Below are 21,499 nucleotides of genomic sequence, written 5' to 3'. Positions count from 1 at the left end.
CTTTTCCGGAGAACGCGGCGATGACGTCCAAACTTGAACAACTCAAGCCATTCACCACCGTGGTCTGCGACAGCGGCAATCTGGAAGCCATCAGCCGCCTGGGGCCCGTGGGCGCCACCACCAACCCGTCGCTGCTGCTCAAGGCCTGCGCCATCCCGGAATACGCCGAGCGATTGCGTGCCGAAGGGATCCGACAGTTTGCGCGGGATCAGGAAAAACTGGAAAAGCTGCTGGCCTGCGCATGACTGCACTCTCTGCTTTGGCCCAACCACGCACGTTGGTGTTCCTGACCTACCCGCACATGGGCTTGCTCGACCTGACTGGCGCCCAGACGGTGTTCTGGGCCGCGACCAAGGCCATGGCCGAGCGCGGTTTGCAAGGTTATGTGTTGCACAACGCCAGCCTGGCGGGCGGGCTGATGCCGACCGCCGAGGGCTTGAGCGTCGACACCGTCGCCTTGGCACAGTTTGACCCCGCTGCCATCGACACCCTGGTGGTACCCGGCGCGCCGGCCATTGAGCAAGCCATGCTGGAAAATACCGCGCTGGTGGACTGGTTGCGCAACGCCTCCGGCCAGGCGCGACGGACCGCCTCGGTGTGCAGCGGCACGTTTTTGCTGGCGCTGGCGGGCTTGCTGGAGGGGCGCCGCGCGGCAACGCATTGGGCCATGTGCGAGCTGCTCAAGCAACGTTTCCCGAGCATCGAGGTGGACGTGGACGCGATCTTCGTGCAGCAAGGCCAGGTGTGGACCTCGGCGGGCGTCAGCGCCGGGATCGACCTGGCGCTCGCGCTGGTGGAGGCTGACTGCGGGCGCGAAGTGGCGCTGCAAGTGGCACGCGAATTGGTGGTGTTCCTCAAGCGCCCCGGTGGCCAGGCGCAGTTCAGCCAGGTGCTGCAAGCGCAAACCGCCGACAGCGCCAGCTTTGATGCGCTGCATGCGTGGATCAGCGACAACCTGCGCGACAGCGACCTCAGCGTCGAGCGCCTGGCCGCGCAGAGCCATATGAGCCCACGCAACTTTGCCCGGGTCTATAAGCAAAAAACCGGTCGCACCCCGGCCAAGGCCATCGAACTGTTTCGCATGGAAGCGGCGCGCCGCATGCTCGAAGACTCCCAGCGCAGCATCGACCAGATCGCCGGGCTTTGCGGGTTTGGCGATGAGGAACGCATGCGCTGCACCTTCCACCGCCACCTGGCCATCTCACCGCGCGACTACCGCGAGCGCTTTTCCCGCTAGGCCGGCAGAGGTGGCAGTCATCCAGGGTTATATGTCCTTTCGGACAGACCCTGCTGCTTTTACAGTGATCCGGCAATGCCTTGCGGCTTATCTGGTCTCTGGAGCAACCCCATGAAACAACACATTCTGATCATTGGCGCCGGGTTCGGTGGCGTGTGGAGCGCCTTGAGCGCGGCTCGGCTACTGGATAAACACGACCGCAACGATGTGCGCATCAGCCTGCTCGCCCCCCAAGCGGAGCTGCGTATCCGCCCGCGGTTCTACGAGCCCGATGTACATACCATGCTGGCTCCGCTTGATGCGCTGTTCGACGCTGTGGGCGTGACCTTTGTGCAAGGCGCCGCCGACAGCATCGACGCCACTAATAAGCAAGTGACCTACCGCAACGCGGCCGGCATCCCGGCCACCCTCGCCTACGATCGCCTGGTAGTGGCCGCCGGCAGCCGCTTGAACCGCCCCGGCATGGACGGCATCGAGCATGTGTTCGATGTGGATCAGATCGAAGACGCCGCGCACCTTGAAGCCCATATCAACGCCCTGAAAAACCTGCCCGACACCCCGGCCCGCAATACCGTGGTGGTGGCCGGCGGCGGCTTCACCGGTATCGAGACCGCCACCGAAATGCCGGCGCGCCTGCGTGCGGCACTGGGTGAGACGGCCAACATCCGTGTGATCGTGGTCGACCGCGGGCCGCAGATTGCCGCGTCGATGGGCGATGGCATACGCCCATCGATCATCGAAGCCAGCCAGGCACTGGGGCTTGAATGGGTACTGAACACCTCGGTCGCCTCGGTGGATGCCGGTGGCGTGACCCTGGCAGATGGGCAGCGGATTGAATCGAGCACCGTGATCTGGACCATCGGCTTTCGCGCCAACCCGCTGACCGAACAGATTGAGGGCACCCGCGATCCCCAGGGCCGCCTGCACGTGGACGCCCACCTCAAGGTCAAGGGCCAGGCTGCCATCTTCGCCGCTGGCGACGTGGCCTACGCCGCCACAGACGCGCTGGGCAACTTCGCTGCCATGTCCTGCCAGCACGCCATCGCGCTGGGCCGCTACGCCGGCAACAACGTCGCCGCCGATCTGATCGGCGTGGCCCCCATGGCCTACAGCCAACCCAAATACGTGACCTGCCTCGACCTCGGCGCCTGGGGCGCGGTGTACACCGAAGGCTGGGACCGTCAGCTCAAGCTGGTGGGCCAGGAAGCCAAGGAACTCAAACAGCAGATCAATAGCGTGTGGATCTACCCACCGGCAGCGGATAGAAAGGTGGCGTTGGCGGCGGCGGATCCGTTGATCCCGGTGGCGTAGAACTTCGCGTTGCTCACTACAATGACAGGATGTGAACGATCCATTTTTTTGATGTCATCCACTTCCCGGTTGCGATGGAGCATCGCGCAGGCTACTCTTTCAACTCGCAGCAAGTGCTGCGATTGGACTTGGCGGTCCGACCAGATATAGGCGCAACGGCGCCCCCAACACGATTGCAGGCGCTTTTTTTGCGCCCGTGATTTCGTGCAATGGCGGGTTGCGCAGGGACTTCTTCGGAAGTGCCGGGTCCTATATCCCCGGTCCGCCAACCTTGCGTAATCCGCCACCCTAATTCTGCTTGGCGGCAGAAGGTGACGGCTCACTTAGATATAGGAGCAAGAACCATGACCTCATCTGATCGGTATATGCCCATAACGGGCCCCGATTGCACCATACCTACACTGCTAATCGATACTCAGGCGCCGCTTGATGCTTTGCATGACGCAGCAGTTTTTCGTATTCGGGCAGTCACTCAAGTTCTGGAAAACCTGGCACTTCGCGATGAAATCAGCAGCGATACCGTGGTGCTGCAGGACTTCGCGTCGCTGTTGAGTATTCCATTGCGGGACGGCTGCGATTTACTGGATGTGATCGGGCGTAGGCTAAGGGCAAGGATGTCGTAACCGAAAACAGGCGACCTTACGGTCGCCCTCTATAAACTCAGCAAATCAGCAAAGCCGCATTTATTCAGCGTACCTTGTGATAGTTGGCCAAAGCATTCATATATGCTGCTTTAACGGTCAGGCCTACAGTATCCAATACCTTCGCGTTAAGGGCAGCAAGCTTGTCACCTATCAAGCTTTGCCCCGCCTGCTTCAACTTGAGCCGGGAATGCCCGGCATATTTCGTGCCGGCGATATCCACCGTCAGGCTAACCTCACAGGCGTAATAGTCAGGAGAGTTCCAAGTCTTGACGAAGACTCTGTCGATCTCGACGCTGGTTTTGAGTGTCGAAGAGGGAGAAACGCCCACCGCACGCTTGGTGAAGTCGGTCCAGTCGTCAACAGGAACGTTGGCGAACCCCTCGTAAAGGCCGACATTGTAATTAGCAGCATGCCAAACAAGCTTGCTCGACTCCTTGCAGCGCGTACACTTTTCAGCGCCAGTCACTTGCACGATGTCGGCCTGTACAACACTACTTTTGATTGCCGCCAACTCGGCCTCCGTCGAGTACGCCGCGAAGTGCAACTGGTTGGTAACGCAACCACTGAGCCCTAACAGAACACATGCAACGATCAAGTACTTCATCAATCACCAATCCCTGTGAAATTCATTTATTAAGCGGCACACCCTGCCCAAACCGCCGAATCGCCAGGCAATACCCCACCAACGCCAGCCCCGCCAACAAACCGCCCGCCGCGCCGATCCAGGCGAAGCCGAAGTGGCTGCCCACCCAACTGCCCATCAACGCGCCGCCGCCGATGCCAATGTTGTAGATCCCGGAAAACATCGCCATGGCCACATCCGTGGCATCCGGTGCCAGCACCAGCACCTTGGACTGCATGGCCAGGCCAAACCCCATGATCGCCATGCCCCAGAAAATGCTCAGCCCCACCAGGTAAGACTCGGCGCCGCTCAACGGCAGCATCAGCGCCAGGCACGCGGCGAGGATAGACACTGCGCCGATCACGAACAGGTGGGGGTTGAAGCGATGAACCAGGCTGAACAACAACGAGCCGATGATGCCAGCACCACCGAACACCAGCAGGATCAGGGTCACGGCACTGCCGCCCAGGCCGGCGACGCCTTCGACGAAGGGTTCGATGTAGCTGTAGGCGGTGAATTGCGCAGTGACAGTCATTGCGGTCAGCACATAGAGCGCCACCAGCGCCGGGCGCTTGAACAGCAACGGCAGGCTGCGCAGGGAGCCGGAGTTCTGGCTGGGCAGCAGCGGCAAGGTGCGCGCCAGCCAGAACACAAGGGCGGCGGCGAAGGCGGCGATCACCAGAAAGGTGGTACGCCAGCCCATGGCCTCGCCCAACAGACGGCCCAACGGAATGCCCAGTACCATCGCCAGGGACGTGCCGGTGGCCAGCAAACCAAGGGCCTGCACCTGCTTGCCCTCTGGCGCCAGGCGTACAGCCAGCGAAGCCGTGATCGACCAGAACAACGCATGGGCCAGGGCAATGCCGACCCGACTGACCATCAGCAAGCCGAAGCTGGTGGCCACGCTGGAGAGAATATGGCTGGCGATAAACAGACCGAACAGCACAATCAACAATTTTCGCCGTTCGACGTTGCGGGTCAGCAGCATCACCGGCAGCGAGGTCAGCGACACAATCCACGCGTAGATGGTGAGCATCAGGCCGACGCTGGCCACGGGCATGTCAAAGCTGGCACCAATGGCGCTGAGCAGCCCGACGGGGACGAATTCGGTGGTATTGAACACAAACGCGGCCAGCGCGAGGGCGATGACCGGTTGCCAATTGGCTTGGGGGGTTGCGGCTGAAAGGCTCATTGACGGGCGCGGTACTCTGACAGTGATCAAGCGGCCACCCAGGACAAGCGCCGCCGCCGAGCATTCTATAGGTTTCTCGCACCGCTGTTGCTGCGGATCGTCGCCCCAGGGTTTATGGCGAGGTCATGGTAATCACGTAATTGCCCGACTGAATCAGCTTGCCGGCGCGGTCTACCAGCACGTACCGCTGATCGTAATAGCGCCCCTCGCCGGTGTCCGCTACCAGCCGCACATGGGGTGCGTCGACGCTGACCACCGGCGCGACACTGCGCACCTCGATTCGGCTGCCACGACTGGATTGGGCGCAACCGCGCAGTTCCATTACCGAGCCGCTGCGCGCATTTGTCGCACACCCTGACTCGACAATCGCGCCGCTGAACCTGATGGTGCCCTGCCCCACGGTCTGGGCGGCGCCGCAGGTACTTGCCCACAGGCCCAGGAGGCCAGTCATTACCGCAACACGACGAACGTTCATGCCGACACTCCTTCTTGGGTTAGTTAAGAAGTAAGTCGTCGGCACGCCGGTTAACTTGAGCTTATTTACCCGCGAATGAGAGGTGCATCACGGATCTACCTGCCCCATCAATTCAGGAATGCTCTCCGGCCGCTGGGCATAGCGTTGGGCCAACGCCGCGCAGACCATCAACTGGATCTGGTGAAACAGCATCAACGGCAAAATCAACACCCCCATGCTCGCCCCGGCAAACAGCACCTGCGCCATCGGCACGCCGGTCGCCAGGCTTTTCTTCGAGCCGCAGAACAGGATGGTGATGCGGTCTTCCTGGTTAAAACCAAACGCCTTGCCCAGCAGCGTCGACGCCACCAACACCAGGGCCAGCAACACGCAGCAGGCCACCACCAACCCGCCCAATTCCCACAGCGGGATCTGGTGCCAGATGCCCTCATTGACCGCCTCGCTGAAGGCGCCGTAGACCACCAACAGAATCGAGCCCTGATCGACGAATTTCAGCCAGGCTTTGTTACGCCCGACCCAGCCCCCAATCCAGCGGCTGGCGACTTGCCCGGCAATGAACGGCAGCAACAACTGCACGCTGATTTTGACAATCGCATCGACTGTGGAGCCGCCATCCCCATGCACGTTGAGCAGCAGCGCTACCAGCAGCGGCGTCAGGAAGATGCCGAACAGGCTGGACGCCGCCGCGCTGCAGATGGCCGCCGGGATATTGCCGCGGGCCAGGGAGGTAAAGGCAATCGCCGATTGCACAGTGGCCGGCAAGGCGCAGAGGTAGAGCATGCCCATGTACAGCTCGTTGCCGATCAACGGCGACAGCACTGGCTTGAGCGCCAGGCCCAGCAACGGAAACAGTACGAAGGTCAGGCTGAACACCAGCAAATGCAAACGCCAGTGGCCGGCACCGGCGACGATGGCCTTGCGCGACAGCTTGGCGCCGTGCAGGAAAAACAGCAGCGCGATGGCCAGGTTGGTGACCCAGCCGAACGCCACGGCGGTCTGGCCGCTGGCGGGCAGCAGTGAGGCGAGGATCACCGTTGCGATCAGGGTGAGGGTGAAGTTGTCGGGGAGAAACCGGGGCCGGGTCATAAGCAATTCATCCAGGGGTTGCCAAGAGCGTCGCGACGACTCTAACGTAACCACCTGTTACCGACTAACGCCAATGAGCCAGTAAATGCCGCCTAAAGGACATGAAAAAGCCGTGCGCCGCAGTGTACCTGGGCTTTCCAGCCTGCCGAGGCCGGTGTACGGGCGTACTGAATCCTTGCCCAACCGGGCGCTGACACGACGCCACAGCCACCCGTGGGTGCAGTTGTCCTACGCGATTTCCGGGGTGCTGGAGATCCAGACCAGCGTCGGTCGTTTCGTCGCGCCACCGCAGCGCGCCGTATGGATTCCGGCCGGCATGCCCCATCGTGTGTTCAGTTCGCCCCATACGGAGATGCGCAGCTTGTACCTCGATTGCAGCGTCACCGCGTGGGCCGCCGAGCGTTGCCAGGTGCTGGAGGTGAGCAGTTTGCTACGCGAGCTGATCCGCAACTTCAGCCAATTGCCGGTGGAATATACCGAGGACGGGCCGGACGGGCGCCTGGCTCAGGTACTGCTCGATCAGCTCGCCGCCGCACCCCAGGTGGATTTGATGTTGCCGCTGCCTCACGACCCACGGCTGCGACAGATCTACCGCAGCCTGAACCTGCACCCCGAGCAGCAGACCACCTTGGGCGAGTGGAGCCGCAAACTGGGGGTCAGCGAAAAGACCCTCAGCCGGGTGTTCCTGAGTGACACCGGGCTGACATTCCGCGCGTGGCGCCAGCGCCTGCGCCTGTTGAGCGCCCTGCCCGCCCTGGAACAAGGCGAGCGGGTGACGGATGTGGCATTGGGGTGTGGCTATGAATCGACCTCAGCCTTTATCAATGCATTTCGTCAGCAGTTCGATTCCACCCCCGGTGAGTTCTTCCGCTGACCCTCCCACGACGCAAATAATCCCCAAACCCACGCTCGGCTGGTATTGTGCCGCGCTTTGAAACACAGCAACCGACTGCGAGGAAATGGACGTTGAACACTGACGAAAAAATGACCGGGGACCTGTTCGAGGTTGATAAGCGCCTGTCACTCAAGCCCGTGGTGGACTTCAACGCCTACCTGCGCAGCGCCTTCGGCGACGGCCCTTGCACCTGCGTGCGCTGCACGGCCAACGGCGGCGATGAAAGCGGCTATGAGTTCCAACACACCTTCACCTTCGACGCCAAGCCCCTGCACCGTCGCTTCGCTTCGACGGCGGGCAGTGATGTATTGATGGCGTTGAAGAAGGCATGGTTGTCGTACACCAAGGCCGAGCTGCCGCTCAGTGGTACGTTGGCGCTGGATACGGTCAAGGAGTTTGTCGAGCCACAGTGGCACAAACGCCTGGCGCCGCTGTTTGTCGCCAGCGGGTTGGTCAAAGATGTCGAAGGTGAATTGCGCATCCAGCCGCAAGCCGCAGCCTGACACCGGTTAATGTGGGAAACACCACTGTCGAAGCAAAGAAGAACCAGCTCCCACATTGGTCATGCATCGCCCACAAAATCAGCGTCCGGCGCAGATCCCCTGTGGGAGCGGGCTTGCCCGCGAAGGCGGCGTGTCAGTCACTGAATATTCAACTGAACCACCGCTATAGCAGGCAAACCAGCTCCCACATTTTTCCGGTTATTGGCCTAGAAACCGGGAACGCTTTGCACGCGCAAGTCAGGGGTCAGTTCGTCCAGCGGCTCGGTCAGCGGCCGGTCGCTCCCACCCGGCAGCAGGATCACCTTGCGGCATTCCTCCTCGGCTTTATCAAACAGCTCATACCCCCGCGCCGCCTGCTCCAGGGGCAGCCTGTGAGTGATGATCGCTTCCGGGTGCAGATGCCCTAGCTCGATGTGCTCCAACAACTCCAGTAAGAACCGCTGCACATGGGTCTGGCCCATCTTGAAGGTCAGGCCTTTGTCGAAGGCATCGCCAAACATGAAGCCATGGATAAACCCGGCATACACCCCGGCGACGCTGACCACACCACCGCGACGTACGGCGGCGATGCACTGGCGCAGCGCCTTGCCGCTGCTGCCCTCGATCTTGAGCGCGGTGAGCAGGGTTTCCGTGGTGCTGCCCTTGGCCTCGAAGCCCACCGCGTCCACCACACCATCGACGCCGCGCATACCGGCGGTCTGGCGGATGATGGTGTCCGCCGGGTCTTCGTCTTCTTCGAAGTTGATCGGGATCACGCCGTACATTTTTTGCGCATAGGCCAAACGATACGGATGGTCGTCGACCATGAAGATCTGCTCGGCACCCAGCATCTGCGCGCAGGCCGCACTGAGCAGGCCTACGGGCCCGGCGCCATAGATGGCCACGCTGGAGCCTTTGCCGATGCCAGCGTTGGTCACTGCCTGCCAAGCGGTGGGCAGGATATCGGAGAGGAACAGCACCTTCTCATCCGCCAGGGTGCCGGGCACCTTGAACGGCCCGGTATTGGCCTTGGGCACCCGCACCCACTCCGCCTGGCCGCCGGGAATACCGCCATACAGGCGGCTGTAGCCAAACAGCGCGGCACCCGGTGGGATGGATTTTTTATTCAGGATCGCGCCGCGCCCATCGTTGGTGGTTTCGCAGGCGGCGAATTGCTGGAGCTGGCAGAAAAAGCAATCGCCACAGGCAATCACGAACGGAATCACCACACGGTCGCCGCGTTGCACGGCGGTGACGGCCGGGCCGGTTTCTTCGACGATGCCCATGAACTCATGGCCGAAGATATCGCCGTGCTCCACGGTCGGGATCTTGCCCCGGTACAGGTGCAGGTCCGAGCCACAGATCGCGGTGGCGGTGACCCGCAGAATGATGTCGTCGGGTTGTTCAATGATCGGATCGGGCACGGTATCCACCTGCACCTTGTGTGCGCCCTGGTAAGTCATCGCTCGCATGCTCTGCGCTCCTGCCGTTGAGGGGTTACTGATTAAGGGCGGAGCAACACCATCAGTGTTCCATCAACCTCGTTCAAGACCCGATCAATGGTCGCCGCGAGTCTGGGCCAACAGCAGGTCGACTACCTGGCGCAAGCTGGCAAGCGCATCGGCGCCGCTCGCCTGGGCCTGGGCCTCCCAGCGCAACTGCTCGGCCGCGCTGTTGCCGCGTCGCAGCAGTGCCTGCAGGGTATCGAACAGCAGCGGCTCGCCCATGGCCTCTGCGGTGGCGGCAAAGGTCTGCCGGGCGCACTGCAGCCATTGCTCAGCGCTGCCCAGGGTGCCTGCGTCGTCTAACGCGAACGTGCCGGCGGCACCATAACGTTTGGCCTGCCAGCGATTTTCCTTGAGCAGCCAGCGCGCCTCGGCATTGAATCTGGCGCCAGGGCGCTGCATCGCGCAGGCATGGGTAACCATTACCCGAAACAGCGTGGCGAGGGCCAAGGCGTCCGCCAGCCGTGGGCAGGCGTCGGTCATGCGAAGTTCCAGGGTGGGGTAACGCGCCGCGGGGCGGATGCCCCACCAGCCATTGCCATCGGCCTTGATCGCGCCGATGCGCTGCAACATGACCAGGTAGCGCTGGTACTCGGCCCAATCGCTGAAGTGTTCCGGCACGCCCATACGGGGCCATTCGTCGCACGCGGCCTGGCGGTAGCTCATGAAGCCGCTGGGCGCGCCGTCCCAGAAGGGGGACGAGCAACTGAGCAGCAGCAACAACGGCAACCACGGCGACACCTGGTTCATCACCGCGATACGGTCCAGCGTGTGCGGCACCTGCACATGCACATGCAGCCCGCACAACACACTGCGCCGCGCTACATATTGAATATCGTCGAACAGGTGCCGGAAATGCGCCTGATCGGTTGGCCGCTGCCCACGCCAATCGGCCAGGGGGTGGCTGCCGGCGCACACCACACCGAGGCCGAACTCAGCCAGGGATTGCGCCAGGTTGCCGCGCACTGCCCGGAAGTAGTCCGCCGCTTCGGCGCTGGAGGTGAACACCGGAGAGGCCGCCTCGATCTGGCCCTGGAACATCTCAAACGAGAAGCCCGCGCCAATCGCTTCGCGACAGGCCGCCAGCACTGCCGCCGAGGGCTCGCCGACCATCTGGCGGCTGTGCAGGTCGGTGATGAAGTATTCCTCTTCAATGCCAAAGGTGAGCATCGGGTATTCAGCGCAATCGGGTGACAGTCAGTGCGACCACGGCGATGCGCTCCACCTGCTCATAGCCTGGCTTTTCCAGTTCTTCACCGAAGACGTCCGGGTCCAGTTCGCGGTAGGTCCAGCCGTAGGCGTCGCTGCCCAGCAGCGGCTTGACGGCCTCCAGGAAGGGATCGCTGCCGGCCACCATCGCCACCCCGGTATACAGCAACAGGCTACCGCCCAGGGCCAGGCGCCCGATGGACTCACTGACGATGCGCAGCGACAACTGCTCCCCCAAGGCGCCGCCGCCATGGCGATAGGCGCGCTGGCGGTCATCTTTCATGTACGGCGGGTTAGCGACGATCAGGTCGAATTCGCCCTCCACACTGGCCAGCACATCACTGTGGTACACGCTGACGTTATTCAGCGCGGCCAGCTCGGCATTCACCGCGGTCATGCGCAGGGCACGGGGGTTGATATCCACCGCCAGCACCTGGGCGTCATGCCGGGCTTTAGCAATCACCAGCGCACCGACGCCGGCGCCACAGCCAATGTCTACAGCGCGCTTGAGCGGCTCGAAACGCTGTTGCAGATAGGCTTCGATCACGTGGGCAAAGCGGTAGCTGTCGGGGCCGAAAAACACCGCGTCCGCCTGGTCGGTGGGATAAGGCGAATGGGCGAACAGCAGCCCGTCGAGGCTCGACCAACGCACTGCGCTGCGCCATAACGCGCCGTGCTTTTCGATCACATCCGCTTGCTGCAATTCTTCGCGCAGGGCCTCGGGCAACAAGCCTTGATCGAACGGCATCGACCAACCGAACACATCGCGCAGCGTCATTGCCAGGGGCGTCGCCAGCCGCCGATAGACACGCTCATGGGTCAAGGGCGTTGGCGTGATAAAGCGATAACCACCCTCCTTCAACCCCCGGCCCAAATTCAACAAGGCACGATCAGCCAGTTGTTGCGCAGACATAGGCACATTCCTTAGCGCAGGCGCGCACGCAGTTGGATAAAGCGGCGAGTGGCATACAGCCCGGCAGGCGTGCAGTGACGGCGTGCCGACAGCCACGGGATCAGTGCATTGAGCTGCTGCACATCGGGCAAGTTGCACAATGACTCCGCCAGGGCCTGGGTATCAGGATCCGCGGGACGATGCTGCTCGCGGGAAAACCGGCTGCCGCGTCCCGGCCGCACGGGCGGCACGCGTTCGCTGGTAACCCATTCACCCGCAATCCAGTCATGGATCAGTTGTTTTTCATAACCGCTGAACACCCCGAACATCGCGGCGCCAGCGCCCTCGATCAATTGCCAGAAGCGGCTGTTGGCGGGGTCCTGGTTGTGTTTGATCCAGCCTTTGTCTTCGAGGGCCTTGAGGAACGCGCCGATCTGCCCAGGCTGGGCCAGCCATTGGTTCACGGTCTGCCCTTCGAAGCGGCAATAGTCCGAATGCATGTGCTGGCCGAAGGCGCGCTTGCGCTCAAGCATCGCCACCACCTCGTCCTGCAAGTTGAATTGTTTGATGATAGACGTGGTACCCAGGCCCAAATCATTCAGACGGTAGCCTGCCGCCACACGGCGATAGAAGTCTGCCCTGCCCTCGCCCAGCGGCAACAGGTTCAGCACCGATTGCGCCGCCTTGCTCGCGTGGCCGCTGCTGGCGTTGTCGATGGTGACATGCAGCGTGAAGTAATAAGGGTCGATACCCAGCTCACTGAGTTCATAGGCGGTGATCAACAGGTGCAGCGGCAGTTGCTCGTAACCCAGGTTGAAGCCAATGACCTCCGGCAGGAACTCGTCGGCGCACACGCCAAGCGCCAGTTGCAGCGCGCCTTGCAGGTAATGGTCATCCTCAAGGCCGGCTTCGCTGTCGGCATCGTGTTCGCTGAGCAACTTGCGGTAGATCACCACATGGTTCTGCGCGGCTTCACCGTCGCCCAATTCTTCCAGGTAAGTGGTGAGCAGGCCGTCGAAGCGCTGGTCTTGCCAATAGCGCAGCAAGCCATAGAGCCAGGCGCCGTCGACCTGTTTGGTGGGTGCCACGCGCTGCAGAAAGTACAACGCATGGGCCTTGTTCTGGAAATACCGTCGTGGCCCCCCTTGCTGGCGCTGCTCAAGGTAGTCGGCATAGGCCTGGGCCACCTCGGCGCAGCGTTGCTCGACCCAGGCCATCAGCTGTTCGGGCGCCTCAGGCAAGTCGCAGTCGGTGTCCTCTACCAGGGCCAATTGATCGTGCAGGTATTCACGCGCCAGTTCGGTGGCGTCTTGGGTTTCGCCATGCAGCTGTTGGTAGACCCGTTGATGGCGGCCCTGGGCCGAGTCGGTGAGAGAGGCCGGCTGGCCAGACAGCGCTGTAAGGAGTGTCATGATGGCAGTTTCCGCAAAGTCCGTTACAACGGGCCTCCCACAAGGTGGCCCCGCAAGAGCGCTCAACATCACGCGCTTCTAAAATGCAGAGCCTCGGGGCGTGCGGAAAATTCAAATGAGGTTGGGTTGGGAGGGATAAGCGGTCGTTTGTCAGGGCTCACAAAACCAAAAAATGCCTGTAGGAGCGAGCTTGCTCGCGAAAAACGTCAACGATAACGCGTGCTTCCTGAATAAACGCGGCGTCGGTGAGTTCTTCGCGAGCAAGCTCGCTCCTACAGGGGTTGAGATGGCGCTGTTACTTACGCGCCGCCTCCCACTGCTTGAGCAGGTCGTTGTAGTTCACGGTTTCGCCCTTGGGCTTTTCGTTGGCCAGTTTCGGCTTCGGTGCACCCGGCTGGTCGAACCAGTATTGCGCGTCACGCTCGGGGTTCATTTTCGGGCCGCACACCGGTTGCACCTTGGAGCGTTCCAGGCGCGTCATGATCGCATCCTGCTCCTTGGCCAGGTTGTCCAGCGCCTGTTGCGGGGTCTTCTCGCCGCTGGCCGCTGCGGCGATATTGCTCCACCACAGTTGCGCCAGGCGCGGGTAGTCCGGCACGTTGGTGCCCGTCGGGGACCACTCGGTGCGGGCCGGGCTGCGGTAGAACTCCACCAGCCCCCCGAGTTTGGGCGCCATGTCGGTCATGGCCTGGGAGTTGATATCGGACTCACGAATCGGCGTCAGGCCAACGATGGTTTTCTTCAGCGACACCGTTTTTGAGGTCACGAATTGCGCGTAGAGCCAGGCCGCGAGTTTCTGCTTCTCGGGGGTGGACTTGAGGAAGGTCCAGGAACCTACGTCCTGATAGCCCTTCTTCATGCCCTTTTCCCAATACGGCCCGACCGGCGACGGTGCCATGCGCCATTTCGGCGTACCGTCGGCATTCACCACCGGCAGGCCCGGCTTGACCATGTCGGCGGTAAACGCGGTGTACCAGAAGATCTGCTGGGCGATGTTGCCCTGGGACGGCACCGGGCCGGATTCGGAGAAGGTCATGCCCGCCGCTTCCGGTGGCGCGTAGGCTTTCATCCAGTCCACGTATTTCTGCGTGGCGAATACCGCTGCCGGGCCGTTGGTGTCGCCGCCGCGGGTGACGCTGGAGCCCACCGGGTGGCAATCCTCTACACGGATGCCCCACTCGTCCACCGGCAAACCGTTGGGCAAGCCTTTGTCGCCGCCGCCGGCCATGGAGAACCAGGCATCGGTGAAACGCCAGCCCAGGGACGGGTCTTTCTTGCCGTAGTCCATGTGCCCATAAATGCGCTTGCCGTCGATTTCCTTGACGTCTTCGCTGAAGAACTTGGCGATGTCTTCATAAGCCGACCAGTTCACCGGCACGCCAAGGTCGTAGCCGTATTTCTCCTTGAACTTGGCCTTCAGCTCCGGCCGCTCGAACCAGTCGGCGCGGAACCAGTAGAGGTTGGCGAACTGCTGGTCGGGCAACTGGTAGATCTTGCCGTCCGGCGCGGTGGTGAAAGATAGGCCGATAAAGTCCTTGAGGTCCAGGGTGGGCGAGGTGAAATCCTTGCCTTCGTTGGCCATCAGGTCGGTGATGGATTCGGTCTTGCCGTAGCGAAAGTGCGTACCGATCAAGTCGGAATCGTTGACCCAGCCGTCATAGATGTTCTTGTCGGACTGCATCTGGGTTTGCAGCTTCTCCACCACATCGCCTTCCTGCAGCAGGTCGTGGGTCAGCTTGATGCCGGTGATTTCACTGAAGGCCTTGGCCAGCACCTTGGATTCGTACTCGTGGGTGGTGAGGGTTTCCGACACCACGTTGATCTTCATCCCACGGAACGGCTCCGACGCCTTGATAAACCACTTCAACTCTTCAAGCTGTTGGGCTTCGGTAAGGGTCGAGGGTTTGAACTCGCTGCCGATCCATTTTTTCGCGGCATCTTCATACGCATCGGCCCAGGCCGAAGCGCTCAAACCACTGAGGGCCAGTACGGCGGCCAATGAAATGCTATGTCGCAGCTTATTGTTTTTATTCAACATAGAGACCTCCAGGTTAATTTCAAACGGGGCTTGTAGGAGCGAGCTTGCTGTGGCGAGGGAGCTTGCTCCCGCTGGGCTGCGAAGCGGCCCCAAAATAGATATCCGAGTCGGTTATCGGTTTGGGAGTGCTGCGCACTCCAGCGGGAGCAAGCTCCCTCGCCACACAAGCCCGTGCACAGCTAGCCCCAACGCATCACACTCAACAGCCATACCAGGGAGAGCGCGGACGCCACCCAGATGCTCCAGTCGGTAACGCCGATCACCAGCAAATGCAGGTAGGCGCTGCCGAGAAGACCGATAAACAAGCGATCGCCACGGGTGGTGCTGATCGGCAGCAAACCGCGCCGCGGGATACTCGGCGAACGCAATTCCCAAGTGGTCATGCCCGCCAGAATCAGGGCAATACCGCCAAAGAACAGCGCAGTGGGGGTGGTCCAGGCCATCCATTCCATCATCGACTCCTCTAGACCCGGCCCAGGGCAAAGCCCTTGGCCACGTGGTTGCGAACAAACCAGATCACCAGCATGCCCGGCAGGATGGTCAACACCCCCGCCGCTGCCAGCACGCCCCAATCAATGCCGGAAGCCGACACCGTACGGGTCATCACCGCTGCGATGGGTTTGGCGTTGACCGAGGTGAGCGTGCGCGCCAGCAGCAGTTCTACCCAGGAAAACATGAAACAGAAAAACGCCGTGACGCCGATACCGGAGCCGATCAGCGGGATAAAAATCTTCACGAAGAACTTGGGAAAACTATAGCCGTCGATGTAGGCGGTTTCGTCGATTTCCTTGGGTACGCCGGACATGAAGCCTTCAAGGATCCAGACCGCCAACGGCACGTTGAACAGGCAATGGGCCAGGGCAACGGCAATGTGTGTGTCGAACAACCCGATGGAGGAATACAGCTGGAAAAACGGCAGCAAAAACACCGCCGGCGGCGCCATGCGGTTGGTCAGCAGCCAGAAGAACAGGTGCTTGTCACCCAGGAAGCGATAGCGCGAGAACGCATACGCCGCTGGTAGCGCCACGCTCAGGGAAATCACCGTGTTCAGGCTCACGTAGTACAGCGAGTTGAGGTAGCCGGTGTACCAGCTCGGGTCGGTGAAGATCACCTTGTAGTTGGCCAGGGTGAAATCTTGCGGAAACAGGGTCAGGCCGCCGAGGATTTCGGTGTTGCTCTTGAAGGACATGTTCAGCAGCCAGTAGATCGGTACCAGCAGGAACAGGATGTAGATCAGTAATGGAATAAGCTTGCGCTTGCTCATGTTGGCGGCCTCAGCGGTTGGCGTCGGAATGGGTCATGGCGGTGTAGAACAGCCAGGACACCAACAGGATGATCAGGAAGTACACCAGGGAAAACGCCGCCGCCGGGCCCAGGTCGAATTGGCCGACGGCCATCTGGGTAAGCGTCTGACTCAGGAAGGTGGTGGCATTACCCGGCCCGCCGCCGGTGAGCACGAAGGGTTCGGTGTAGATCATGAAGCTGTCCATGAAGCGCAGCATCACCGCAATCAGCAGCACGCTTTTCATCTTCGGCAACTGGATATGTCGGAACACCGCCCAGGCCGATGCACGATCAATCCGCGCGGCCTGGTAGTACACGTCCGGAATGGCCCTTAAACCTGAGTAGCACAGCAGCGCCACCAGTGAGGTCCAGTGCCACACGTCCATCACCAGCACGGTGACCCAGGCGTCCATGGTGTTGGCCGCATAGTTGTAGCTGATGCCCAGGGCGTTGAGGGTCGAGCCCAGCAGGCCGATGTCGGCACGGCCAAAAATCTGCCAGATAGTGCCGACCACGTTCCACGGAATCAGCAAGGGAATGGCGAGGATGATCAGCACCAGCGAGGACCAGCGGCCCTTGGTGGGCATGGTCAGGGCGATGGCGATGCCCAGCGGGATCTCGATCAACAGCACGCAGGCCGAGTAGATGAACTGGCGCAGCAGCGAGTCTTGCAGGCGTGGGTCGAGCAGCACCTGCTTGTACCAGTCGGCCCCGACGAAATAGCGGCTGGATTGGTCGAAAATGTCCTGCACCGAATAGTTGACCACGGTCATCATCGGGATCACTGCACTGAACGCCACCAGCAGGAACACCGGCAGCACCAGCCACCAGGCCTTGTTGTTCTGCACCTTGTTCATGGCGCCACCTCCAGCAGGTAATCGTCGGCGTAGAGCATCAGCCATTGCGCGGGGAAGCTGATGGAGGCCTTGCCTTCCGGCACCGGTTTGTCCTCGGCCAGGCGCACCTTGAGGGTGGCGCCATCGAGGTTGAGGGTCATGATCTTGTAGGTGCCGAGGTCTTCCACATGTACGACGTCGGCTTGCAGGGCGTCAGGGTTGTACTCGTCCCACACGTGGATAAATTCCGGACGAATGCCGACCTGGAGCTTTTTGTAGTCGGTGGTGTCGAGACGTTGCTGCATCGCTTCGGACAGCGGCAACAGGGTATTGGCGAACCCTACACCGCCAGCCTTGGCCTGCACCTCGATCAGATTCATCCCAGGGCTGCCGATGAAGTAACCGACAAAGGTGTGGCTGGGCCGCTCGAACAATTCACGCGGCGTACCGAACTGCACGATTTGCCCGCCGTACATCACCGCGATCTTGTCGGCGAACGTGGAGGCTTCCAGCTGATCGTGGGTGACGTAGACCATGGTGATATTGAACTGCTCGTGAATCTGCTTGAGCTTGCGCCGCAGTTTCCACTTCAGGTGCGGGTCGATCACCGTCAGCGGCTCATCGAACAGAATGGCCGACACGTCATCGCGCACCAGGCCACGGCCCATGGAGACTTTTTGTTTTTCGTCGGCGGTGAGGTTGCGGGCTTTTTTGCTCAGTAGGTTTTGCAGGTCGAGGACTTCGGAGATCTCCTGCACCTTGCTGTGAATTCTCGCTTCGGACATGCCCTGGTTGCGCAGTGGGAACGCCAGGTTGTCGAACACCGTCATGGTGTCGTACACCACCGGGAACTGGAACACCTGGGCGATGTTGCGCTTTTCCGGGGTCAAGTCGTTGACCACTTGGGTATCAAACAGCACCTGGCCTTCGGACGGGCTGAGCAGGCCGGAAATGATATTGAGCAGCGTGGACTTGCCGCAGCCTGACGGCCCGAGCAAGGCGTAGGCACCGCCCTGCTCCCACACATGGTTCATTTCCCGAATGGCGTAGTCATCTGGCCCTGTAGGCGTAGGGCTGTAGCTATGGGCCAGGTTGCGCAAATGGATCTCGGCCATCAGGCAACCCTCGCGACACGGCGTCCGGGGGCCTGGACCAAGCGGCCCTGACCATCGAACACAAACAGTTTATGGGTGGGGATATACACGCGGATCGGCGCGTCGACATCGTATTCATGCACCCCCGGCAGGTGCAGCACCAGCAGGAAATGCTCACTGCGCACATGCAGGAAGGTTTCCGAGCCGCTGATTTCGGCGACTTCCACGGTCACCGCCAGCTCCAGGTCATCATCGTTGCTGGGCACCAGGCTGATATGGCTGGGGCGCACGCCAAAGCGGAATTCGCCTTCGCCGATAGGACGCAGGTCAACATTGAGTGGGAAATGCACGAAATTGGCGAAGCTCACTTCGTTGCCGCTGATGCGCCCTGGCATCAGGTTGATCGGCGGCTCGGAGAACAGCTCAGCGGCGAGGACCGTTTGCGGCTGATGGTAGACCTCGGCGGCCTTGCCGCTCTGAATCACTCGCCCCTCGTGAAGAATGGTGGTGGTGCCACCCAAGGCCAGGGCTTCGTTGGGCTCGGTGGTGGCATATATCGCGATGGTGTGGCGCGCCTTGAACAGTTCGCGCATTTCCTGGCGCAGCTCTTCGCGCAGTTTGTAGTCCAGGTTGACCAGCGGCTCATCGAACAGAATCAGTTCGGCATCTTTCACCAGGGCGCGGGCCATGGCGGTGCGTTGTTGCTGGCCACCGGACAATTCCAGGGGGTGGCGCTGCAGGAATTTCTCGATGCGCAGCATCTTGGCGGTTTCCAGCACCTTGCTCTGGATCACCTCCTGGGACACACCGGCCTGGCGCAACGGCGAGGCGATGTTCTCGAACACGGTCATGGTCGGGTAGTTGATGAACTGCTGGTAGACCATCGACACATTGCGCAGGCGTACCGGCTTTTGCGTGATATCCACACCGTTCATCAGGATGCGACCGCTGTCGGGCTTGTCCAGGCCGGCCATCAGGCGCATCAGGCTGGTCTTGCCGGACAGGGTGCGACCGAGCAGGACGTTGAAAGAACCGGCTTCGAACCGCAGGTTGGCGTCGTCGATCCAGGTTTGGCCGTCGACAACGCGGGAGACATGATCCAGGGTCAATGACATGACACGACCTTTTTTATTATTGGAATGAATCTGGTGCGTTGTCAGAGCGAGTTTCGTGCCAAAACCGCAAGCGCTTGATGTGTAAGGAGATGGGTGAATCATGATGTTCAGGAGTGAACAATCCGGCTGAACAACTGAACACTGCCGGGGTTGACAATGAACAGTTGTGAACAACACTTTATGCGCGACGAAGATCAAATGTGGGAGCGGGCTTGCCCGCGATGGCGGTGCATCAGTTTGTAGATGCTGTGCCTGACCCTCTGCCATCGCGGGCAAGCCCGCTCCCACATTGTTCGATGTCCGACATTAGATGGCGCAAGACCCGACAACAATAATAAAGAAGGTCGCACGATGGCCGAACCCTTGACCCACGACACCCTTATCCAGGAATCCTGGCGCCGTTGCCGCGCCTACGGCCTGGACCACCAGAGCGCCCCCAGCTTTGACCAACTGCCCGCCGAAGGCATTCGCCAGCTCCTGGAAAGCCAGCATTCTCTGGTGCAGACCACCCACCAGGAAGTATTGCCCTACTACGAGAACATCCTCAGCAATTCCAATTGCCTGATCATGCTGGCCGACAATCAGGGCCAGGTGCTGACCTCGTGGGGCACCCAGCGGTTTATCGAACCCACGCTGGCCCGTGGCTTCAGCCCCGGCGCCAGTTGGATGGAACGCGCCAGTGGCACCAACGCCATCGGCACCGCACTGGCCTGCGCCCAGGCCGTGCATATTGAGCACGATGAACACTTCCTCAAGGCCAACCGCTTCATGACCGGTTCCGCGGCACCGATTTTCGACGCCCAGCGCGAAATCATCGCGGTGCTGGACGTGTCCAGCGACAGTTACCTGCCGCCCTCCCACACCCTGGGCATGGTCAAGATGATGAGCCAGACCGTGGAAAACCGGCTGATCCTCAACCTGTTTCGCGGCGAACATTTCCAACTGACCTTCAACACCGGCCTGAGCAACCTCGACAGCCAATGGGCCGGCCTGCTGATCTTTGATGAAAGCGGCCAGGTGCTCTCGGCCAATCGGCGTGCGGATAACTTGCTGGGCATCAGCCTCTCGCGGGTGATGATCGACGGTCTGTTCAAGGTGTCGCTGCTGGAGTTGCTCAACCAGCCGGAAGGGCTTCCCTTTGCGTTGCAAGCGGCGGGACGCAATCGGTTCCAGTGCCTATTGAAGCGCCCCAGGCAGATGCCGGTGCAGGCCCGGGTGTTCAGCCAACCGCAGCCGCCAGCACCGACCTCGATCAACCTCCAAACCCTGCATTTTGGCGATGTGCGCGTGGAAAAAGCCGTGCGCCAGGCCGAGCGCCTGCTGGAAAAGGACATTCCGTTGTTGATTCACGGCGAGACCGGCGTGGGCAAAGAGGTGTTCGTCAAAGCCCTGCACCAGGCCAGTTCCCGCAGCCGGCAGGCGTTAATCGCAGTGAACTGTGCGGCGATTCCCGCAGAACTGGTGGAATCGGAACTGTTCGGCTACGAAAAAGGCGCCTTCACCGGCGCCAACCAAAAAGGCAGCATCGGTCTGATCCGCAAGGCCGACAAGGGCACGCTGTTTCTCGACGAAATCGGCGATATGCCGCTGCCCACCCAGGCCCGCCTGTTACGGGTATTGCAGGAGCGCTGTGTGCAGCCGGTGGGCAGTAGCGAGGTGTTCCCGGTGGACTTGCGCATCATCTCGGCGACCAACCGCGCACTGCGCGAGCTGGTGCAGGCCGGGCGCTTTCGCGAGGACTTGTACTACCGCATCGGCGGCCTGACCCTGGAATTGCCGCCGTTGCGCGAGCGTACCGACAAGCAGGCGCTGTTCCAGCAACTGTGGCAGCAACACCGCGAGCCGACGCAATGGGCCGGGCTGAGCGCCGAGGTGCTAAGGCTATTCGAGCAACACCCGTGGCCGGGGAATTTACGCCAGGTGAGCAGCGTGTTGCAGGTGGCGCTGGCGATGGCCGAGGAGCAGCCGATCCGCGCAGAGCACCTGCCCGATGATTTTTTTGTGGATTTGCAGGCGACAGTGCCGCTGTCTAAACCTGAACACCTGGATGAAAGTCTCGACCTGAGCCAGCGCCTGGAAGCCGTGGGCGGGAATATTTCCCACCTGGCGCGAGAGCTGGGGGTGAGTCGCAACACCCTGTACAAGCGCCTGCGCCAACACGAAGGTTGAT

20 protein-coding genes and 1 pseudogene are annotated in these 21,499 nt (G+C 61.2%); 7 read left to right on the top strand and 14 right to left on the bottom strand.

Annotated elements, in window-relative coordinates:
- Window positions 1-20: 20 nt before the first annotated feature.
- The 4 genes and pseudogenes from FXO12_RS02585 to FXO12_RS02570 form a co-directional block, all read left to right on the top strand.
- A pseudogene (locus FXO12_RS02585) lies at window positions 21-179 on the top strand (transaldolase family protein); the annotation flags it as partial.
- A 62-nt stretch (window positions 180-241) separates the two neighbouring features.
- The gene (locus FXO12_RS02580; RefSeq protein ID WP_034127747.1) at window positions 242-1,237 is read left to right on the top strand and encodes a GlxA family transcriptional regulator; all 996 of its coding nucleotides are present in this window, start codon (window positions 242-244) and stop codon (window positions 1,235-1,237) included.
- A 111-nt stretch (window positions 1,238-1,348) separates the two neighbouring features.
- Window positions 1,349-2,548: an NAD(P)/FAD-dependent oxidoreductase gene (locus FXO12_RS02575; RefSeq protein ID WP_057974888.1), complete on the top strand. Its 1,200-nt coding sequence runs from the start codon at window positions 1,349-1,351 to the stop codon at window positions 2,546-2,548.
- Between the two features lie 365 nt (window positions 2,549-2,913).
- Window positions 2,914-3,171 carry a hypothetical protein gene (locus FXO12_RS02570; protein WP_054917309.1) on the top strand — a complete coding sequence of 86 codons (258 nt, stop codon included), beginning with the start codon at window positions 2,914-2,916 and terminating at the stop codon, window positions 3,169-3,171.
- A gap of 64 nt (window positions 3,172-3,235) precedes the next feature.
- Here FXO12_RS02570 and FXO12_RS02565 read toward each other — a convergent pair whose 3' ends face one another.
- From FXO12_RS02565 to FXO12_RS02550, 4 genes are all read right to left on the bottom strand, one after another.
- Window positions 3,236-3,796 carry a hypothetical protein gene (locus FXO12_RS02565; RefSeq protein ID WP_054898764.1) on the bottom strand — a complete coding sequence of 187 codons (561 nt, stop codon included), beginning with the start codon at window positions 3,794-3,796 and terminating at the stop codon, window positions 3,236-3,238.
- 22 nt (window positions 3,797-3,818) lie between these two features.
- A complete protein-coding gene (locus tag FXO12_RS02560; protein WP_054917142.1) occupies window positions 3,819-5,006 on the bottom strand; it encodes a sugar transporter in 1,188 nt (395 codons plus the stop codon).
- Between the two features lie 112 nt (window positions 5,007-5,118).
- Complete coding sequence (locus tag FXO12_RS02555; RefSeq protein WP_034127749.1) at window positions 5,119-5,481, bottom strand: type 1 fimbrial protein; 363 nt, start codon at window positions 5,479-5,481, stop codon at window positions 5,119-5,121.
- Window positions 5,482-5,568: 87 nt separating this feature from the next.
- Window positions 5,569-6,567: a bile acid:sodium symporter family protein gene (locus tag FXO12_RS02550; protein ID WP_034127750.1), complete on the bottom strand. Its 999-nt coding sequence runs from the start codon at window positions 6,565-6,567 to the stop codon at window positions 5,569-5,571.
- 85 nt (window positions 6,568-6,652) lie between these two features.
- On the opposite strand from FXO12_RS02550, the gene FXO12_RS02545 reads away from it, so the two are divergent.
- Entirely contained in the window at window positions 6,653-7,441 is a 789-nt protein-coding gene (locus FXO12_RS02545; protein WP_032896737.1) for a helix-turn-helix domain-containing protein, read from the top strand.
- Window positions 7,442-7,533: 92 nt separating this feature from the next.
- Window positions 7,534-7,965, top strand: a complete 432-nt coding sequence (locus FXO12_RS02540) for a hypothetical protein (RefSeq protein WP_054917143.1) — start codon at window positions 7,534-7,536, stop codon at window positions 7,963-7,965.
- Window positions 7,966-8,171: 206 nt separating this feature from the next.
- On the opposite strand, the gene FXO12_RS02535 is transcribed toward FXO12_RS02540, so the two are convergent.
- The 10 genes from FXO12_RS02535 to FXO12_RS02490 all read right to left on the bottom strand — a co-directional run bounded on the left by FXO12_RS02535 (window position 8,172) and on the right by FXO12_RS02490 (window position 19,329).
- Complete coding sequence (locus FXO12_RS02535; RefSeq protein WP_057974889.1) at window positions 8,172-9,416, bottom strand: zinc-dependent alcohol dehydrogenase; 1,245 nt, start codon at window positions 9,414-9,416, stop codon at window positions 8,172-8,174.
- 84 nt (window positions 9,417-9,500) lie between these two features.
- Window positions 9,501-10,619: a carboxylate-amine ligase gene (locus tag FXO12_RS02530; RefSeq protein WP_057974890.1), complete on the bottom strand. Its 1,119-nt coding sequence runs from the start codon at window positions 10,617-10,619 to the stop codon at window positions 9,501-9,503.
- Window positions 10,620-10,626: 7 nt separating this feature from the next.
- On the bottom strand, window positions 10,627-11,571 hold the full coding sequence (locus tag FXO12_RS02525; protein ID WP_038450491.1) for a class I SAM-dependent methyltransferase: 945 nt from the start codon (window positions 11,569-11,571) through the stop codon (window positions 10,627-10,629).
- Between the two features lie 11 nt (window positions 11,572-11,582).
- Window positions 11,583-12,962 carry an iron-containing redox enzyme family protein gene (locus tag FXO12_RS02520; protein WP_054917148.1) on the bottom strand — a complete coding sequence of 460 codons (1,380 nt, stop codon included), beginning with the start codon at window positions 12,960-12,962 and terminating at the stop codon, window positions 11,583-11,585.
- Window positions 12,963-13,257: 295 nt separating this feature from the next.
- Entirely contained in the window at window positions 13,258-15,000 is a 1,743-nt protein-coding gene (locus FXO12_RS02515) for an ABC transporter substrate-binding protein (RefSeq protein ID WP_003192009.1), read from the bottom strand.
- Window positions 15,001-15,179: 179 nt separating this feature from the next.
- On the bottom strand, window positions 15,180-15,452 hold the full coding sequence (locus FXO12_RS02510; protein WP_014718862.1) for a DUF2160 domain-containing protein: 273 nt from the start codon (window positions 15,450-15,452) through the stop codon (window positions 15,180-15,182).
- An 11-nt stretch (window positions 15,453-15,463) separates the two neighbouring features.
- Window positions 15,464-16,264 (bottom strand): carbohydrate ABC transporter permease, encoded by an 801-nt coding sequence (locus tag FXO12_RS02505; protein WP_003232361.1) that lies wholly within the window; start codon window positions 16,262-16,264, stop codon window positions 15,464-15,466.
- A 10-nt stretch (window positions 16,265-16,274) separates the two neighbouring features.
- Complete coding sequence (locus FXO12_RS02500; protein WP_057974891.1) at window positions 16,275-17,141, bottom strand: carbohydrate ABC transporter permease; 867 nt, start codon at window positions 17,139-17,141, stop codon at window positions 16,275-16,277.
- Window positions 17,138-18,235 carry an ABC transporter ATP-binding protein gene (locus tag FXO12_RS02495; protein ID WP_057974892.1) on the bottom strand — a complete coding sequence of 366 codons (1,098 nt, stop codon included), beginning with the start codon at window positions 18,233-18,235 and terminating at the stop codon, window positions 17,138-17,140. The genes FXO12_RS02500 and FXO12_RS02495 overlap by 4 nt, the downstream gene beginning before the upstream one ends.
- Window positions 18,235-19,329 (bottom strand): ABC transporter ATP-binding protein, encoded by a 1,095-nt coding sequence (locus FXO12_RS02490; protein ID WP_160049515.1) that lies wholly within the window; start codon window positions 19,327-19,329, stop codon window positions 18,235-18,237. Before FXO12_RS02490 ends, FXO12_RS02495 begins: the two co-directional genes overlap by 1 nt.
- Before the next feature lie 351 nt (window positions 19,330-19,680).
- Here FXO12_RS02490 and FXO12_RS02485 point away from each other — a divergent pair, with 351 nt between their 5' ends.
- A complete protein-coding gene (locus tag FXO12_RS02485; RefSeq protein WP_057974894.1) occupies window positions 19,681-21,498 on the top strand; it encodes a sigma-54-dependent Fis family transcriptional regulator in 1,818 nt (605 codons plus the stop codon).
- Window position 21,499: the final 1 nt, after the last annotated feature.

This window comes from Pseudomonas sp. J380, from assembly GCF_009827115.1.
GTDB classification, from domain to species: domain Bacteria; phylum Pseudomonadota; class Gammaproteobacteria; order Pseudomonadales; family Pseudomonadaceae; genus Aquipseudomonas; species Aquipseudomonas paracarnis.
Note: the sequence above shows the minus strand (reverse complement) of the source record. Positions and strands in the feature narration are given on the sequence as shown.

What these genes read in the sequence shown, in the direction of transcription:
- FXO12_RS02580 (WP_034127747.1), top strand. Translation starts at nt 242, where the DNA reads ATGACTGCACTCTCTGCTTTGGCCCAACCACGCACGTTGGTGTTCCTG.
- FXO12_RS02575 (WP_057974888.1), top strand. Translation starts at nt 1,349, where the DNA reads ATGAAACAACACATTCTGATCATTGGCGCCGGGTTCGGTGGCGTGTGG.
- FXO12_RS02570 (WP_054917309.1), top strand. Translation starts at nt 2,914, where the DNA reads ATGCCCATAACGGGCCCCGATTGCACCATACCTACACTGCTAATCGAT.
- FXO12_RS02565 (WP_054898764.1), bottom strand. Translation starts at nt 3,796, where the DNA reads ATGAAGTACTTGATCGTTGCATGTGTTCTGTTAGGGCTCAGTGGTTGC.
- FXO12_RS02560 (WP_054917142.1), bottom strand. Translation starts at nt 5,006, where the DNA reads ATGAGCCTTTCAGCCGCAACCCCCCAAGCCAATTGGCAACCGGTCATC.
- FXO12_RS02555 (WP_034127749.1), bottom strand. Translation starts at nt 5,481, where the DNA reads ATGAACGTTCGTCGTGTTGCGGTAATGACTGGCCTCCTGGGCCTGTGG.
- FXO12_RS02550 (WP_034127750.1), bottom strand. Translation starts at nt 6,567, where the DNA reads ATGACCCGGCCCCGGTTTCTCCCCGACAACTTCACCCTCACCCTGATC.
- FXO12_RS02545 (WP_032896737.1), top strand. Translation starts at nt 6,653, where the DNA reads ATGCCGCCTAAAGGACATGAAAAAGCCGTGCGCCGCAGTGTACCTGGG.
- FXO12_RS02535 (WP_057974889.1), bottom strand. Translation starts at nt 9,416, where the DNA reads ATGCGAGCGATGACTTACCAGGGCGCACACAAGGTGCAGGTGGATACC.
- FXO12_RS02530 (WP_057974890.1), bottom strand. Translation starts at nt 10,619, where the DNA reads ATGCTCACCTTTGGCATTGAAGAGGAATACTTCATCACCGACCTGCAC.
- FXO12_RS02525 (WP_038450491.1), bottom strand. Translation starts at nt 11,571, where the DNA reads ATGTCTGCGCAACAACTGGCTGATCGTGCCTTGTTGAATTTGGGCCGG.
- FXO12_RS02520 (WP_054917148.1), bottom strand. Translation starts at nt 12,962, where the DNA reads ATGACACTCCTTACAGCGCTGTCTGGCCAGCCGGCCTCTCTCACCGAC.
- FXO12_RS02515 (WP_003192009.1), bottom strand. Translation starts at nt 15,000, where the DNA reads ATGTTGAATAAAAACAATAAGCTGCGACATAGCATTTCATTGGCCGCC.
- FXO12_RS02510 (WP_014718862.1), bottom strand. Translation starts at nt 15,452, where the DNA reads ATGGAATGGATGGCCTGGACCACCCCCACTGCGCTGTTCTTTGGCGGT.
- FXO12_RS02505 (WP_003232361.1), bottom strand. Translation starts at nt 16,264, where the DNA reads ATGAGCAAGCGCAAGCTTATTCCATTACTGATCTACATCCTGTTCCTG.
- FXO12_RS02500 (WP_057974891.1), bottom strand. Translation starts at nt 17,141, where the DNA reads ATGAACAAGGTGCAGAACAACAAGGCCTGGTGGCTGGTGCTGCCGGTG.
- FXO12_RS02495 (WP_057974892.1), bottom strand. Translation starts at nt 18,235, where the DNA reads ATGGCCGAGATCCATTTGCGCAACCTGGCCCATAGCTACAGCCCTACG.
- FXO12_RS02490 (WP_160049515.1), bottom strand. Translation starts at nt 19,329, where the DNA reads ATGTCATTGACCCTGGATCATGTCTCCCGCGTTGTCGACGGCCAAACC.
- FXO12_RS02485 (WP_057974894.1), top strand. Translation starts at nt 19,681, where the DNA reads ATGGCCGAACCCTTGACCCACGACACCCTTATCCAGGAATCCTGGCGC.